The 15,057-nt window shown below is 61.5% G+C and carries 14 protein-coding genes and 1 pseudogene; 1 reads left to right on the top strand and 14 read right to left on the bottom strand.

Going from position 1 to position 15,057, the window contains the following annotated elements:
• The 12 genes and pseudogenes from AC1DLT_RS28160 to AC1DLT_RS28215 all read right to left on the bottom strand — a co-directional run.
• A partial coding sequence (locus tag AC1DLT_RS28160) for a transposase (RefSeq protein ID WP_477488970.1) occupies positions 1–84 on the bottom strand: 84 nt, incomplete at its 3' end.
• A 63-nt stretch (positions 85–147) separates the two neighbouring features.
• Positions 148–336, bottom strand: a pseudogene (locus AC1DLT_RS28165) (LacI family DNA-binding transcriptional regulator); the annotation flags it as partial.
• A gap of 7 nt (positions 337–343) precedes the next feature.
• Complete coding sequence (locus tag AC1DLT_RS28170; RefSeq protein ID WP_477488924.1) at positions 344–1,183, bottom strand: ABC transporter permease; 840 nt, start codon at positions 1,181–1,183, stop codon at positions 344–346.
• Positions 1,180–2,001, bottom strand: a complete 822-nt coding sequence (locus AC1DLT_RS28175) for an ABC transporter permease (RefSeq protein ID WP_477488925.1) — start codon at positions 1,999–2,001, stop codon at positions 1,180–1,182. The genes AC1DLT_RS28170 and AC1DLT_RS28175 overlap by 4 nt, the downstream gene beginning before the upstream one ends.
• Positions 2,002–2,173: 172 nt before the next feature.
• Entirely contained in the window at positions 2,174–3,307 is a 1,134-nt protein-coding gene (locus AC1DLT_RS28180) for an ABC transporter substrate-binding protein (protein ID WP_477488926.1), read from the bottom strand.
• Positions 3,308–3,349: 42 nt separating this feature from the next.
• The gene (locus AC1DLT_RS28185; protein WP_477488927.1) at positions 3,350–4,483 is read right to left on the bottom strand and encodes an ABC transporter ATP-binding protein; all 1,134 of its coding nucleotides are present in this window, start codon (positions 4,481–4,483) and stop codon (positions 3,350–3,352) included.
• Positions 4,484–4,596: 113 nt separating this feature from the next.
• Positions 4,597–5,280, bottom strand: coding sequence for an HAD family hydrolase (locus AC1DLT_RS28190; RefSeq protein ID WP_477488928.1), 684 nt, complete (start codon positions 5,278–5,280; stop codon positions 4,597–4,599).
• A 23-nt stretch (positions 5,281–5,303) separates the two neighbouring features.
• Positions 5,304–6,830, bottom strand: a complete 1,527-nt coding sequence (locus tag AC1DLT_RS28195) for an alkaline phosphatase D family protein (protein WP_477488929.1) — start codon at positions 6,828–6,830, stop codon at positions 5,304–5,306.
• Positions 6,817–7,569 (bottom strand): glycerophosphodiester phosphodiesterase family protein, encoded by a 753-nt coding sequence (locus AC1DLT_RS28200; RefSeq protein ID WP_477488930.1) that lies wholly within the window; start codon positions 7,567–7,569, stop codon positions 6,817–6,819. The genes AC1DLT_RS28195 and AC1DLT_RS28200 overlap by 14 nt, the downstream gene beginning before the upstream one ends.
• Positions 7,570–7,585: 16 nt before the next feature.
• Positions 7,586–8,506 carry an ABC transporter permease subunit gene (locus tag AC1DLT_RS28205; RefSeq protein ID WP_477488931.1) on the bottom strand — a complete coding sequence of 307 codons (921 nt, stop codon included), beginning with the start codon at positions 8,504–8,506 and terminating at the stop codon, positions 7,586–7,588.
• Positions 8,507–8,508: 2 nt separating this feature from the next.
• A complete protein-coding gene (locus AC1DLT_RS28210; RefSeq protein WP_477488932.1) occupies positions 8,509–9,501 on the bottom strand; it encodes an ABC transporter permease subunit in 993 nt (330 codons plus the stop codon).
• A complete protein-coding gene (locus tag AC1DLT_RS28215) occupies positions 9,488–10,813 on the bottom strand; it encodes an extracellular solute-binding protein (protein WP_477488933.1) in 1,326 nt (441 codons plus the stop codon). The genes AC1DLT_RS28210 and AC1DLT_RS28215 overlap by 14 nt, the downstream gene beginning before the upstream one ends.
• Positions 10,814–10,963: 150 nt before the next feature.
• Between AC1DLT_RS28215 and AC1DLT_RS28220 the strand changes: the two genes are divergently transcribed.
• Complete coding sequence (locus tag AC1DLT_RS28220) at positions 10,964–11,902, top strand: sugar-binding transcriptional regulator (RefSeq protein ID WP_247137817.1); 939 nt, start codon at positions 10,964–10,966, stop codon at positions 11,900–11,902.
• A 3-nt stretch (positions 11,903–11,905) separates the two neighbouring features.
• Here AC1DLT_RS28220 and scpA read toward each other — a convergent pair whose 3' ends face one another.
• Both scpA and AC1DLT_RS28230 read right to left on the bottom strand, forming a co-directional pair.
• Complete coding sequence (scpA, locus tag AC1DLT_RS28225) at positions 11,906–14,044, bottom strand: methylmalonyl-CoA mutase (protein ID WP_477488934.1); 2,139 nt, start codon at positions 14,042–14,044, stop codon at positions 11,906–11,908.
• A gap of 97 nt (positions 14,045–14,141) precedes the next feature.
• Entirely contained in the window at positions 14,142–14,942 is an 801-nt protein-coding gene (locus AC1DLT_RS28230; protein WP_477488971.1) for a DNA adenine methylase, read from the bottom strand.
• Positions 14,943–15,057: the final 115 nt, after the last annotated feature.

Here is a 15,057-nt window from a genome sequence, read left to right on the forward strand (position 1 = left end):
GCAGAGGTCGGCCGCCTTCACGCCAGCCTCCTGCTCCTTCAGCATACCGATAATCTGCTCTTCCGTAAATCTCTGCTTCTTCATTCGTCCGTCCCTTAACAGGCCGGACTCTAATCCATTCTGGAGGAAATTCTCAGTGGCAGGTCAGAGCACGCCGCGGGCGAGGTCGTTGACATGATAGCCAAGCTCTTCCGCCGCCCGCAGCACCTTTTCTCGCGTTGCCGGCGCGACGCTGGCGCCCGGCGTAAACGTGCGGGAAACCGCCGAGCGGGAGACGCCGGCAAGTTGCGCCACCTGTTCGGCGCTGACGAAACGCATCCGTTTTTCGTCCTTCATGCTTTCCTCAATGCCCCACGCGCGAAAGGACGTCCGCCTTCAGGAATCGCTCGACGATCAACATGAACACCAGAGAGGGAACGAGCAGCAAGAGGGCGGTGATCGATGCGATCTGATAATTGCCGCCGGCAGCGGTCGTATAGAGCAGCAGCGGCAGCATGTTCACGTCGGGCGCGCCGACGAAATAGCTGCCGGTGAATTCGTCGAGCGATTCCAGGAAAACGAAGATGGCGCTTGCCATCAGGCCCGGCGCCGCCAACGGCAGCGTCACGTCGAGGAAGGCCCGGAAGGCCCCGGCGCCGATATTGCGCGCCGCCTGTTCGAGTTCCGCGTCGATCGCCGAAAAGGCGGCCGTCGCGATCCAGACCGCATAAACGAGGCCGTGCGAGACATGCACCAGCACGACGCCGGGAATCGTGCCGTTGAGCCTGATCTCGTAGAAGATGCGGGCGACGTTGACGTAGACCGTCAGGTTCGGAAAGGCCTGCGGAATGAGGAAGGCGAGCAGGATGAGGCCGCGGAACGGCAGTTTCAACCGCGCCAGCGCGTAGCCGGCAGGGATCGCCAGCAAGAGCGAGACGACAACGGTCAGCAGGGCCACGAGCAGCGAATTGGTCAGCGATTCCATCGCCCCGCCGCGCGGTGCAAACACTTTTGCCCAGGAGCTGAAGCCGTATTCCAGCGGTAGGCTGTGGGGGAAATACCACTTCTCAGCCACCGTCCAGATCAGCAGGTTAAAGAGCGGCCCGAAGATGAAGAAGGCCATCAGCCCGAAGATGATGCCGCGCGGCACCCACCAGAGGGCCGCGAGAGGATTGCGGGCGGCGGGATTATGGGCGGCTGTCATGCGCGCTCCTTGAGGCTGGCGCGCAGGTAGATCCATGCGACGGAGGCGGCGAGCACGAGCGAGATCAGGCCGAGCGCATTGGCGACGCCGTAATCCCCGTAGGAATTGACCCGGAAGGCGATATCGGCGGTCAGCATGGTCGGCGACTGGGCGTTGATCATCAGCGGCACCGAGAGAACCGACATCATGGTGATGAAGGAGAGGATGAGGCCGACCGTCAGCGTCATCGCCACCTGCGGCACGACGATCTCGACGAGGAGCCGCAGCCGCGAAGCGCCGAGATTGCGGGCTGCCTCGATCGTATCGCGGCTGATGGAGGCCATGGCACCGGCGACGAGCAGCGCCACGAACGGTGTCTGCTTCCAGACGAAGGCGATGACGATGCCACGCCAATCGAGGAAGCTCACCGCATCGAGCGGCGTCATGAGACCAAGGTTGATGAAAGTATTGTTCATCATGCCGTTTTTCGACAGGAACGTGCGGAGAATCTGGCCGACGACGATGAAGGGAATGAACATCGGCCAACGATAGAGCCAGCGCAGGATTGCGACGGCGACCGGATGTTCGCCGAGCGTCAGATAACCGCCGATCGCGATCGAGGCGATGCCGATCAGCACGGTCGACAGGCTGACGATCACGACGGTGAAGATGATGTCCTTGGTGTAGAGGTCGAAAGTCTTGGTGAAATTGCCCCAGCCGAAAGCCCCCTCCACCTGGAAGGCACCAACCGCCGACATGATCAGCGGCAGGATGAAAAGGAAGGCGATCACCGCGAGTGCCGGCAGCACGAGAAGGAGACCGAGGAGGCGTTTTGGCATGGGTTCACGCTCGCTGAAGTTTGCCCCTCACCCTAACCCTCTCCCCGCATGCGGGGAGAGGGGACGTGCCCCACCCGACCGTCAATCGGGCGGAGAGGGCGCGGCATCGGTCCTTCTCCCCACGAGCGGGGAGAAGGTGCCGGCAGGCGGATGAGGGGCAGACGCTGACTGTTTACTTCACGGACTTCTCATAGGCTTCGAGGATCGCGGTGTTGTAGGGCGCGATCGGGAAGGGCTTGCCCTTGGCGGCAAGGTCGGCCGGCGAGATGTCGACGAACAGCTTGTTCCAGGTGGCGTCGTCGAGTTCGACCTTTACCTTGTCCGCGTCGATGCCCGGATACCAGTTGAAACGCTTGACGATGCCTTCGGCCTGGACCTTGGGGCTGGTGGCAAGCGCAATGAACTTCTCCGCCAGCGCCTTGTGAGCCGCCTTTTCCGGCAGGACGTAGTGCATCGGCTGGCCCGGCATGCCGGGGGCCGGCAGAACCAGCTTCATGGTCGGCGGCAGCTGGCCGTTGGCCTGCCAGGAGTAGAACATGTCCACCCAGACCGGACCCATGGCAATCTCGCCGCGCGACAGCAGGTCGAGGGTACCGGCATTGCCGGGCGTCAGCGTGGCATTGGTGGTGAAGGCGGCGAGGCTCTTGAAGGCCGCATCCCACTTCTTGGTTTCTTCTTCCTTGAACGGGCCGTTCATCAGGGTGTTGGCATCGCCACCGCCGAAGGCATAGATCCAGCCCATGACGAACGAGACGCCGGAAGCGCCGCCCTTGATGCCGTTATAACCGAACTGCTTCGGATGGGCTTTGGCCCAGTCTGCGAGTTCTGCATAGGACTTCGGCGGGTTCGGAACGAGCGCAGGGTTGTAGGCGATCGCGGTCTGGCTGTTGAACATCGGCATGACATAACCGTCGACATTGGTGCCGAGCGCCATCTTGGCGTTGTCGCGCGAAACGAGCTTGCCGGTGTCGATATCGCCGCGATACTTGTCGAGATAGCTCTTGGTCACCATCGGGCCGACGAATTTTTCGTGGACGACGGCAACGTCGACATCCCACTTATCGGACTTGGCGGCAGACTGGGCGTCGAAACGCTCGAGGATCTTCTGCGAACCTGCGTCGCCAGGACCGGTGCCGACGGCGCGAACCGTGTTGCCGGGATAGGTCTTTTCGAAAAGCGGTCCCAGATACTGGTTGATGTAATCGACCATGTTCTGGTCGCCGGCGGTCGCAACCGTCAGCTCTTCGGCATGGACCGGAAGGGCTGCGAAAGCGACGGCCAAGGCTGCGTAGGACATCTTGTTCATGAGTGCTTCTCCGTGAGTTGAAAAGGCAGAGGTATCGAAAGGTCAGGCGTGGACTTTCCCGGATGGCGCCCGAGAAATGGGGGAGGCCGAAGCAGCCTCCGGCGAACCGAACAGAAAGAGCGCCTCAGCCGGCACGAACACGGCGACGCGGGCGCCCGGCTCGAAGGCGCGCTCGGCATCGGCCATGATCTCGTGATCGCCGAGTTTGACGACATGACGCCAATAGCCGCCGGGATAGCTGACGGCGGCGACCTCGCCCCCGAAGGTGATGCCGGGGCCGATCACGGCGATATCGTCGGTCGAAAAAAGGCGCGCGGCCTCCGGGCGGAAGCGAGCTTCGACCGGACCGGCGGCCAGCGGACGGCCGAGCAGCGGCACGGAACAGGCCGCATTGGCCGGGCCGGCGGCGATCGCGAACTGGTCACCCTGTGGCGCACCGTTCAGGAGAAGCACATTTTCGGCACCCATGAAGGCGGCGACGAAGGCTGAGGCCGGACGGTTATAGACTTCCTCCGGCGTGCCCTGTTGAGCGATCCTGCCTGCATTCAGGATGATGATCCGGTCGGCCATCACCATAGCCTCCTCGCGGTCGTGGGTAACATGGATCGCGGTGATCCCAAGCCGCTTCTGCAGCGCCCGCAACTCGTGGCGCACAGTCAGGCGGATGCGGGCGTCGAGGTTCGACAGCGGCTCGTCGAGCAGCAGGATTTCCGGATCGATGGCAAGCGCCCGGCCGAGCGCGACACGCTGGCGCTGACCGCCCGAGAGCGCCTGCGGCTTGCGCGCCTCCAGACCGTCGAGGCCGAGCAGCGACTGCATGGCGGCGACCCGGGCCGCGATCTCGGTTCGAGAAATGCCCTTCAACTTCAGTCCATAACCGATGTTCTGCGCCACCGTCATATGCGGCCAAAGCGCATAGGATTGGAAAACCAGCGCCATGCCGCGTTTGTCGGGCGGAAGGTAAGTCACGTCGCGATGGCGCACCTTCACTTCGCCAGCCGAAGGGCTGATGAAGCCGGCCAGCAGACGCAGAAGCGTGGTCTTGCCGCAGCCGGACGAACCGAGCAGCGCCACGAATTCCCCCTTGGCGATCGACAGATCGATATCGGTCAGAACCTGCGTGGCGCCATAACGGCTGGCGACACCGCGCAACTCCAGAAAACCGTCCCGTTCCATCGAACCCCCTTTTGCACAGCCGTGCAATCTTGCTGGGCGTTTCTTAGGGCCGGAGTTTTACAGGCGGATGACACCTTGGATTTTTTATTGCCGGATGTTCGGAAGGTGGCCGCTCAGGCTTCCACGGAGAGCGGGGTTTCGAGCCGGGCGAGCGCTTCCTGAAGCTCGTCGGCACCGGTCGCCACGAAAACGGCACCGGCCTCCGCCAGGATCTTCGCGCGGCCGGGCCGCGGATCGGCAGGATCGACAAAACCGATCGCCGTCATGCCCGCCGCCCTCGCCCCGGTGATCCCGTGGGCGCTGTCGTCGATCACGACGCAACGGGCCGCATCGACGGCGAGCGTTTCGGCGCAGAGATGGAAGAGATCCGGCGCCGGTTTCGGCCGTGCCACCATGTCGGCGCTGAAGATGGAGGGCGCGAAAGCGTTCCAGAGGGGCAAAAGACCAAGGCTTTTCGACAGCCGGTCCGTCGAACTGTTGGAGGCGACACATTTGCGATGCGGCAGCGCATGGACGAGCTTTTCGATGCCCGGCATCGGCTCCAATGAGCGGGCGAATTCCGGATAGATGTCGAGATGCCAGGCCTCGAAGACCGTATCCAGATCGGCAATGCCAAGCTCTTCAGTGCAGATGCGGCGGATGGCGCTCGCCGAATTGCCGGTAAAGCGGACCAGCACTTCGTCGGCGGTAATAGCGGCGCCGGCATCCTGCAGGGCCTTGGCAAGCGTGCGGCTGGCGATCGGCTCGCTGTTAATCAGCACGCCGTCACAATCGAAAATCAGGAGATCTATCTGCATGAAAGTCCAACTTGGGTGAAGCGTCAAAGTCGATTGACGCCGGCCAAACCGTCGGCGACGGCAAAGCTCTGGAAAACGGTGGCGGGGGAATTCTGCTGCTTACGGTCGGCGACACCGATGAAATCCACCTCAGCCGATCGCTCGCTCAAGCGCATGATCGCATAACCATGCTTGTCCGAGGCAAACTTGAGATGCGGGTTTTCGGCAAGGGCGGTCGCAAGGCTTGCGGCAGACGGCGCGTCCGAGGTGATCGAGCCGCAGACGAATTCGCTGGCGATTGCCTGGGCCTTTTCGTCGGCGAAGTCGCGCTTTATGTCGGCGGCGTAGAAAGCATGCAGGTCACCGCCGATGATTACGGGGTTCTCGACCGCCGAAGCCTGCACCGCCTCCAAGAGGCGGGTGCGGGCGGCGCGGTATCCGTCCCAGCCGTCGAGATTATACGCGGTTCCCGGCCCGGCCTTGGTGTCGCGTTCGGCAAGCAGCGTTTGCTGGGCGATGATGTTCCATTTCGCCTGGCTGGCACCAAGCGTCTTGCCGAGCCATTCTTCCTGTGCGGGGCCGAACATTGTCCGCTCCGGCCGGTCGTCGCCGGCAGACCCTTCGAGTTCCGGCGAGCGGTATTGCCGCGTGTCGAGGAGCGTCACGCCGGCCAGCTTGCCGAACCGATAGTGGTCGTAGATGCGGAGCGCATCGAACCCGGCAGCAAGGCTCGGATGTACGGGCATGTGCTCGAACCAGGCCTGATATGCGGCGCGGCGGCGGGTGAGAAACTCCGCCGGGTTCGGCGCGTCGGGGGCGCGGTCATTGGCGTAATTGTTGGTAACCTCGTGGTCGTCCCAGACGGCGAGCCAAGGAAAGGCGGCGTGGGCTGCCTGCAGTTGCGGGTCGGATTTGTAGAGCGCGTAGCGATCGCGGAATTCGTAAAGCATCGATGGTATGCCGGTCTGGTGCTTGCGCACGAGCTGCGCACCATAACTCCGCTCATAGATGTAATCTCCGAGATGGACGACCAGATCGAGGTCGCGGCCGTCCATGTCGGCATAGGCGCTGTAGAACCCCTGCTCGTATTGCTGACAGGAGGCGAAGGCGAGGCGAAGCCTATCGACGCTATCGGCCGGTGCTGTTCGGGTGCGGCCGACCGGGCTTTCCGCATTGCCAGAGCGGAAGCGGTAGAAATACCAGCGACCGGGCAAAAGGCCCGTGACCTCCACATGCACCGAATGGGCAAATTCCGGGACTGCACGGAATAGGCCGGACTGGACCGGCTTTGAAAAAGCCTCGTCCTCGGCAACCATCCATTGCACGTCGATCGGATCGAGGTTCGGCTTCGGCGCCGGGGCGAAGGGATCGGCGGAGGTGGCGGCCGATGCGTTCTCCAGGATCAGCCGCGTCCAAAGGACTACGCTATCGGCTCTCGGCGCGCCGGAGGCGACGCCGAGAGCGAAAGGATCGGTGCTGAAGCTCGCCGCACGGGCGGAGCCGAGCGGTCGCCAGATGGCAGCTGCCGCCAATCCGCCCAGCAGCAGGCTTCGACGATCAATGAGCGGCATCGAACAGTCCTTCGCGGGCCTTGACCGCGAGGTCCGGCCGGTCGGTAGTGATCTGACGGAGCGGGCGCTTAAGCCAGAAGGACAGGTCTTCCAGTTCGTTCGGAACCCAGGCGCCGAGCTTTTCGGGTGGGACAAGCGCGGAGAGCAATTCCCATTCCTCCAGCAGCAGCGCCTTTTCGATCGCCAGCACGTCGGAGACCAACAGCATGGCTTCGACGGATTGGCGCAGGCCGAGAGCCTGGACGGATTTGTGATTAAGCGAGGAAAGCCGGCGGATATGCGGCGCGACCTCGCCGATCGTCTTCAGGACTTCGCCGCTGAAGCTGGTCAGGAAGGAATTCTCCGCAACGCCGAAACGATCGAGCGTCGCGGCAGCCCTGGCTTCGAGGCCTTGATAAGGCTTGCCATCGGCATCCGCCTTCAGTTCCACATGCAGTTCGAGGCCGGTCGGGGCGTAGATTTCGAGTACGTCTTCGAGCGTCGGGATGTGTTCGTCGGTGCCCTTGAGGATCACCGAGCGGTGTTCGCCGGCGGCAAGATCGGTCACCCGGCCGGAGCGCTCGGTGGTGCGGTCAAGCGTCGCGTCATGGATGACGAGGAGTTCGCCGCTGGCGCTCAGATGCACGTCGAATTCAACCGATTCGACGGAGAGGCCGAGCAGGTTGCGAAAGCCGGTCAGGCTGTTCTCGGCCCAGAGATTGCGGGCGCCGCGATGGCCGACGATGATGGGATTGGTCATTGGAAATACCTCATTTCTATTTGCTGGAGTCTACCAGGCCCTTGGTGAACCAGCGTTGCATCAGAAGGATGACGAGAGCCGGCGGCGCCATCACAAAAAAGGAAGCGGCCATGGCGATGTTCCAGGCCGGCTGGGCGTCGGCAACCGGGATCAGGTCCTTCAATCCGATCATCGCCGTCGACATCGCCTTTTCGGTGGTGAAGAGGAGCGGCCAGAGATACTGGTTCCAGCCGTAGAGGAACAGAATGATCGACAGCGCCGCGATATTGGCGCGCGACAGCGGCAACAGCACGTCCCAGAAAAATTTCAATGGCCCGGCGCCATCGAGTTTGGCTGCCTCGCAGAGTTCGTCCGGCACGGTCAGGAAGAACTGGCGGAACAGAAAGGTCGCGGACGCCGAGGCGATCAGCGGCAGGATGAGGCCGCCATAGCTGTTGATCATGTTCCATTGCAGCGCCGCGTCGAGTTGATAGCCGGTGGCGTCTGCAACGAAGCCAGTGAGGCCGATCGCATCAAACAACGCCCGTAGCGGACCGCCGGCATCGGCCACCGCCTCATAGGTCGGGATAATGCGGACTTCGACCGGCAGCATCAGCGAGATGAAGATCAGCCAAAAGGCGGTCATGCGGAAGGAAAAGCGGAAATAGGTAACCGCGAAACCGGCTATCAGCGAGACCGTGAGCTTGCCGACGACGATGCCGACGGTGACGATGAGGGAGTTGACGTAGAGCCGGCTGAACTGGCCTTCGTTCCAGGCCAGCACGGTGTTCTCGACGAAATGGCCGCCTGGAACCAGCGGAAACGGCACCTGCTGCACTTCGCCGACCGTCAGCGAGCCGGCGACGAAAGCGAAATAGAGCGGCATGCAGACGACGGCTGCGCCGATCAGCAGAACGACGTGGCAGAAGATCGACAGGCCCATGTCACGTTCGACCATGGTCACACCTGATAATTGACTTTGCGCTCGACGGCGCGGAACTGCAGGATGGTGAAGAGCACGGCAATCGCCATCAGGATCACCGACTGGGCGGCAGACGAGCCAAGGTCGAGCTGCCGGAAACCGTCCTGATAAACCTTGTAGACCAGGGTGTTGGTGCTGCCGGCGGGTCCGCCGCGCGTCACCGTATCGATGATACCGAAGGTCTCGAACAGCCCGTAGACGAAATTCATGACGATCAGGAAGAAAATGGTGGGCGCCGCCATGGGCAACGTCATCGTGAAAAAGCGGCGGACCGGACGGGCGCCGTCGATCGCGGCCGCTTCCATCACCGAAGCTGGCACGGCCAGAAACGCGGCGACGAGGAAGATGTAATCATAGCAGACATGTTTCCAGACCGCCGCGACCGAGACCAGCAGCAGCGCGTCGAACGGCCGGCGGTTCGGGTCCCAGGCGAAGCCCAGCTGATGCAGCATCTGGGCGAGCGGGCCGACGGTCGGGTTGAACAGGAAAGCCCAGAGCACGCCCGATATTGCCGGCGCGATCGCATACGGCAGCAGAATGACACCCTTGTAGATGGCCCTGCCGCGCATGACGTTATCGGTGGCAAAGGCGAGCAGCCCGGCGATGACGAGCGTGGCGATACATTGCACCACCGTGAACCATAGCGTGAGGATGGCGCTGTCGCGATATTCGGGGCTCGAAAACAGGGTGGTGAAATTTTCCAGCCCAACGAAGATCATCGTGCCGCCGAACGGATCCACCTGCACGAAGGCGAGTGACAGCGCCTTCCAAGTGGGGATGAAAAAGAAAAAGAGCAGGATCAGCAGCTGCGGCGCGAGTAGGCCGGCGGCCAGCCAGGGCCGCCGGAAATGCGAAGCCTTGAGCCCCGCTTCCGACGTCCCGACCAGGGAGCTCAGGCTCCGCCGCAAGAGGAAACGGGGGCGCGTCGCCGCGCCCTCGCTGTTGGTCATGATGGCATCACTTGCCGGCATGGAGCTTCTCGTACTGGCGCAGGATTTCGTTGCCGCGCTTGACGGAGCTGTCGAGCGCTTCCTGCGGGGTCTTCTTGCCGGTCCACACGGCCTGGATTTCCTCGATCAGGATGGCGGTCGACTGGTTGTGATTGCCGAAGCGGAAGCCGCGGGAGTTATCGGTCGGCTCGCCGCGCGACAGCTGCTCGATGGCGATCTCGCGGGTCGGATGATCCTTGAAATAACCCTCGGCCTTCATCTTCTGATAGGCCGCATTGGTGACGGGAACGTAGCCGGTCGCCTTGCTCCACCATTCCTGGGTATCAGGCTGGGCAACGAAGTTGAAGAAAGCTGCGACGCCGGCCTGGACCTCTTCCGACTTGCCCTTGACGGCCCAGAGCGAGGCGCCGCCGATCGTGCCGTTCCTGACATCGGCGCCTTCCTCATGCGGCATGACCGCAGCGCTCCACTTGAATTTCGCGTCGGCTTCGACGCCGGAATGGCTGGCGGTGGAGTTGATGATCGTCGCGCAGGTGCCGGAGGTGAAGAGGCTGATCGGGGCCACGCCCTGGCCGGCGATCTTCAGCACGCCGTCATCAACCCATTTCTTGAGACGGGCAACCTGGCCGACGACGCCGGTCTTGTTGTAGACGAATTCGGTGTCGAGGCCGGCATAACCGTTGGCCTTGGTGGCGAAGGGATAGTTGTTGATCGCCGAATAGTTCTCGATCAGGCTCCACTGGAAATCACCCGGCAATGCCATCGAGCAATTGGTGATCTTCTTTTCCTTCAGCGCATAAAGCGGCTTTTCGAGACCTTGCCAGGTGTCGGAGGGCGCATCGAAGCCGGCGGCCTTGAAGGCATCGGCATTGTACCAGAGGATCGGCGTCGACGAGTTGAAGGGAAGCGCCGCCGGCTTGCCGTTGACGATATAGAAGCCGGCGACCGGCTTGACGAAATCGTTCCAGTCGATCTTGTAGCCTTGCTTGGCCATCAGTTGATCGACCGGGATGACGGCGCCGGAGTTCAGCATGGTCATGAAACCGCGCTCGGCGGACTGAAGGATAGCCGGCTGCTGATTGACACGGTATGCCGCGACCATGGCCGCCATGGTCTCTTCGTAATTGCCCTTGAACGTGCCGACGAGCTCGTACTTGTCCTGCGACTTGTTGAAGTCGGAGATCAACTGCTGGACAGTATCGCCGAGCTTGCCGGAGATCGCATACCACCATTCGATCTTGACTCGGTCGGCGGCAGTCGCACCCGTCGCGCCCACCAGCAGCGCGCCGGCGGCAAGAAGGCCGGTTATCGATTTCACATATGTCGAAGCCATGTTTCGGATCCCTCCATAATCGGGTCTTTCACGCGACCCGCCCTGTTTCGGTTCTGGCCATCTCCATCAGTCTGGGTTAGCCATGACTTGGATGGGTTAGGTTACACATGTTACACACATGTGACATATGATACTTCAAAGGTGGGGACAATGGAATATCGTGAGCTGATGGTGCGGGCCGCGTGGCTCTATCACGTGGAAAGCCTTACCCAGCAGCAGATCGCCGAGCGGATGAACATCACGCGGCGGCGTGTTAACGAGATCCTCTCGGAGGCGCTGGAAGCGGGCGTCGTCAGGATCAGCTTCGATTCCGTGCTGGCCGAAAGCGTCGAGCTGGAGGCGAAATTGCGCAAGCGATTCGGCCTGCAGGATGCAGTCGTGGTGCCGACGCCGACGGATCCGGCGCTTCTGCATTCGGTGCTCGGACGCGGGGCCGCCGGCTTTCTCGGCCGGCTGATCCAGACGCAGAAACCCGCCTCGATCGGCGTTGGCTGGGGCTCGACGCTGCGCGAGACGATCCAGCACATCCCCTCGCTCAACGAACCGCAGATCAAGGTGCGCTCGATGATGGGCGGACTGACGCAGGGCTCCGAAATCAACACGTTCGAGATCGTGCGCGGCTTCGCGCAAGTGCTGAACGCCCAGTGCCGCTATTTCGTGGCGCCGATCTATGCCGAGAGCCCGGAATCGCGCGATGCGATCATCTCCCAGGCAGTGTTCCAGCGGACGTTCAAGCAGATCTGCGAGGTGGATGTCGCTTACCTCAGCGTCGGTGACGTATCGCAGCAGTCGCTGCAGGTGCGCTATGGCCTGCCGGAAGGCATGACCGAACAGATCCTCAGACAAGCCGGGGCGGTCGGCGACCTAATGGGCCGTTATCTCGACGCCTCCGGCAAGGAGATCGATCATCCGTTGAACCGCCAGGTGCTGGCCCCCGAGATGGAGGATTTTCGCCGCATCGGCTGCCGCATCGTCGCCTCGGGCGGGCCGCACAAGCACAAGATCCTGCAGGCTGTGGCGCAGAACGGGCTGATCAACGTGCTGATCACAGATGCCGACAGCGCCAAGGCGATGCTGGCGGCGAAATAGCCCTCAGATATTGCGGCGCTTGCCTTCCAGAAGGTCGATGATCGAGTTTGCGGCATCAAGCACATTGGTGCCCGGGCCGAAGACGGCGGCGACGCCGTGCTCCATCAGGTAATCGTAATCCTGTCGCGGCACGACGCCGCCGACCACGACGATGACGTTTTCGGCACCTTTCGCCTTCAACGCTTCGACGAGCTGGGGCGCGAGAGTTCTGTGACCGGCCGCGAGCGACGACATGCCGACGACCTGGACGTTTTGCCTGACCGCGAGGTCGGCCGCCTCCTCCGGCGTCTGGAACAGCGGGCCGGCAAGAACCTCGAAGCCGATATCGCCAAAGGCCGATGCGATCACCTTGGCGCCGCGGTCATGTCCGTCCTGGCCGAGCTTGGCGACCATGATCTTCGGCTTAGCGCCAAGCGTTTGAGCATAGCTGCCAAGCCGCGAGACGATCGTCTTGTATTCCGGATCGTCCTCATAAGCGGGTCCATAGATATCGCTGACCACTTCCGGCACGGCGGAATGATCGCCGAAGGCTTGCCGCATCGCATCGGAGATTTCGCCGACGGTGGCGCGGGCGCGGGCCGCTTCGATCGCCACCTGCAGCAGATTTCCCTCGCCGGTTTCCGCAGCTTCCTCCAGGACCGCGAGCGCCGCCGCCACCCGCTTCGGATCCCGCTGCCGGCGAACCTCCTTCAGCCGCTTGATCTGGCCTTTGCGGACCGCGGAATTGTCGATCGCCAGGATGTCGATCTCGTCCTCGTTTTCCAGCCGGTATTTATTGACGCCGACGATGATTTCCTCGCCGCGGTCGACGGCGGCCTGGCGGCGGGTGGCGGCCTCCTCGATCAACCGTTTCGGCAGGCCGTCGGCGACCGCCTTGGTCATGCCGCCCATGGCCTCGACCTCCTCGATCAACGCCCATGCCTTTTCGGCAAGCTCGTTGGTCAGGCTCTCGACATAATAGGATCCGGCCAGCGGATCGACGACCTTCGTCACGCCGGTTTCGTGGCTGAGGATCAGCTGGGTGTTGCGGGCGATGCGGGCGGAAAAATCGGTCGGCAAAGCCATCGCCTCGTCCAGCGCGTTGGTGTGCAGCGATTGCGTGCCGCCGAGCACCGCTGACAGGGCCTCATAGGCCGTGCGGATGACGTTGTTGTAGGGGTCCTGCTCCTGCAGCGAGACGCCCGACGTCTGGCAATGGGTGCGCAGCATCAGCGAGGACGCCTTTTGCGGCTTGAACTCCTCCATGATCCGCGACCATAGAAGCCGGGCGGCGCGCAGCTTGGCCGCCTCCATGAAGAAATTCATGCCTATCGCGAAGAAAAACGACAGCCGGCCAGCGAACTCGTCGACGCTGAGACCCTTGGCAAGTGCGGCACGGACATATTCGCGGCCGTCGGCCAGCGTGAAGGCGAGTTCCTGGACGAGCGTCGCACCCGCTTCCTGCATATGATAGCCGGATATCGAAATCGAATTGAACTTCGGCATTTCCTTTGCCGTATATTCGATGATGTCGGCGACGATCCGCATCGAGGGCTCGGGCGGGTAGATATAGGTATTGCGGACCATGAACTCCTTCAAAATGTCGTTCTGGATGGTGCCGGACAGCTCGGCCCGCGAACAGCCTTGTTCCTCGCCGGCGACGATGAAGGAGGCGAGGATCGGGATGACCGCGCCGTTCATGGTCATGGAGACGGACATGTCTTTCAGCGGAATGCCATCGAACAGGATCTTCATGTCTTCGACGCTGTCAATCGCAACGCCCGCTTTGCCGACATCGCCCTCGACGCGCGGATGGTCGCTATCGTAACCGCGATGAGTGGCGAGGTCGAAGGCGACCGACAGGCCCTTCTGACCGCCGGCGAGATTGCGGCGGTAGAAGGCGTTCGACGCTTCGGCGGTCGAGAAGCCGGCATATTGGCGGATCGTCCAGGGCCGGCCGGCATACATGGTGGCGCGCGGGCCTCGCACGAAGGGCTTCATGCCGGGCAGCGAATTGAGGTGATCGATGCCTTCGATATCTTCCGCCGTATAGAGCGGCTTGATGTCGATGCCTTCGGGCGTGTGCCAGACGAGCGTTTCCGGCGAAGCCTTCAGCTCCTTCTCGGCAAGCGCCTGCCAATCCTTTACGGTCTTCTCGGCCATCGAATGCTCCTCGAGTATGCGGTTGTATCATGCGTGTAAGAAACGCTGCGAGTACCTCAACGTTTGCTCGCTCAATATTTCCGATCAACTAAACCCGTCACGAACCTTTCCCGGTTATGATGAGTTCCTTGGCCGATGTATTTCGCTCTCCACCGATGGAATATTTGAGAACCACCTCTTCAACCTCGAACTCGGCAAATACATCCCGAACGTAAGCTACGTCGTTTATCGAGAGAATGAAGCGGCCCTTGAGATGTAAGAGAACGTCCGCCATTTCACGGAACTGATCGCGACTGAATACCCCTTTTCCGTAATCATCCTCATGGCCCCAATAGGGAGGATCGAGATAGAACAGCGTATTTGGCCGGTCGTATCGCTCAATAAAGCTTCGCCAGGGCAAATTTTCGATCACCACTCCCGCCATCCGCGCATGGATTTCCCTGAGTAGGAGCGTTAACCTCAGCAAATTAAAGCGTGCGCCACCCATCGATACCCCAAATGTCCGCCCTCGGACTTTACCTCCAAAAGCCAGGCATTGGAGATAAAGAAAGCGTGCAGCTCGTTCCAGATCCGTAAGCGTAGATGGGTCGGTGTGCGAAAGCCTATCAAACTCATGCCTTGAAGTGATCTGAAAACGTAGCACCTCCATGAACTGTGAATGGTGGCGCTGCAAAATGCGAAAGAAATTTGTAATATCGCCGTTAATATCGTTGATTACCTCCATTTTGGGGTGGGGGTTTCGGCGTAAGAAAACTCCACCCATGCCCACGAATGGCTCAGCATAAATCCCATGCGGCATCTGGTTGATGCTGCTTATAATTTTCTTCGAAAGTAGGCGCTTACCCCCGATGTAGGGCGCTGCGGGCTTGCCTAGCTCAGTCGATCGTACAGTCACCATGTCAATAGCCTCTATCCCGTCATACTGGTTCCGCTGAACGGTGAGCCCGCAACGGAATGCGGAAGATTGTAGGCTTGAGTAAGCGAGATGAGGAAAGAACCAAGGCAAATTTTTG

This window comes from Neorhizobium sp. 05N33, from assembly GCF_056397445.1.

Bases quoted from the DNA above. Each gene is read 5' to 3' on its own strand.
- AC1DLT_RS28170 (WP_477488924.1), bottom strand. From the start codon at position 1,183: ATGACAGCCGCCCATAATCCCGCCGCCCGCAATCCTCTCGCGGCCCTC.
- AC1DLT_RS28175 (WP_477488925.1), bottom strand. From the start codon at position 2,001: ATGCCAAAACGCCTCCTCGGTCTCCTTCTCGTGCTGCCGGCACTCGCG.
- AC1DLT_RS28180 (WP_477488926.1), bottom strand. From the start codon at position 3,307: ATGAACAAGATGTCCTACGCAGCCTTGGCCGTCGCTTTCGCAGCCCTT.
- AC1DLT_RS28185 (WP_477488927.1), bottom strand. From the start codon at position 4,483: ATGGAACGGGACGGTTTTCTGGAGTTGCGCGGTGTCGCCAGCCGTTAT.
- AC1DLT_RS28190 (WP_477488928.1), bottom strand. From the start codon at position 5,280: ATGCAGATAGATCTCCTGATTTTCGATTGTGACGGCGTGCTGATTAAC.
- AC1DLT_RS28195 (WP_477488929.1), bottom strand. From the start codon at position 6,830: ATGCCGCTCATTGATCGTCGAAGCCTGCTGCTGGGCGGATTGGCGGCA.
- AC1DLT_RS28200 (WP_477488930.1), bottom strand. From the start codon at position 7,569: ATGACCAATCCCATCATCGTCGGCCATCGCGGCGCCCGCAATCTCTGG.
- AC1DLT_RS28205 (WP_477488931.1), bottom strand. From the start codon at position 8,506: ATGGTCGAACGTGACATGGGCCTGTCGATCTTCTGCCACGTCGTTCTG.
- AC1DLT_RS28210 (WP_477488932.1), bottom strand. From the start codon at position 9,501: ATGCCGGCAAGTGATGCCATCATGACCAACAGCGAGGGCGCGGCGACG.
- AC1DLT_RS28215 (WP_477488933.1), bottom strand. From the start codon at position 10,813: ATGGCTTCGACATATGTGAAATCGATAACCGGCCTTCTTGCCGCCGGC.
- AC1DLT_RS28220 (WP_247137817.1), top strand. From the start codon at position 10,964: ATGGAATATCGTGAGCTGATGGTGCGGGCCGCGTGGCTCTATCACGTG.
- scpA (WP_477488934.1), bottom strand. From the start codon at position 14,044: ATGGCCGAGAAGACCGTAAAGGATTGGCAGGCGCTTGCCGAGAAGGAG.
- AC1DLT_RS28230 (WP_477488971.1), bottom strand. From the start codon at position 14,942: ATGGTGACTGTACGATCGACTGAGCTAGGCAAGCCCGCAGCGCCCTAC.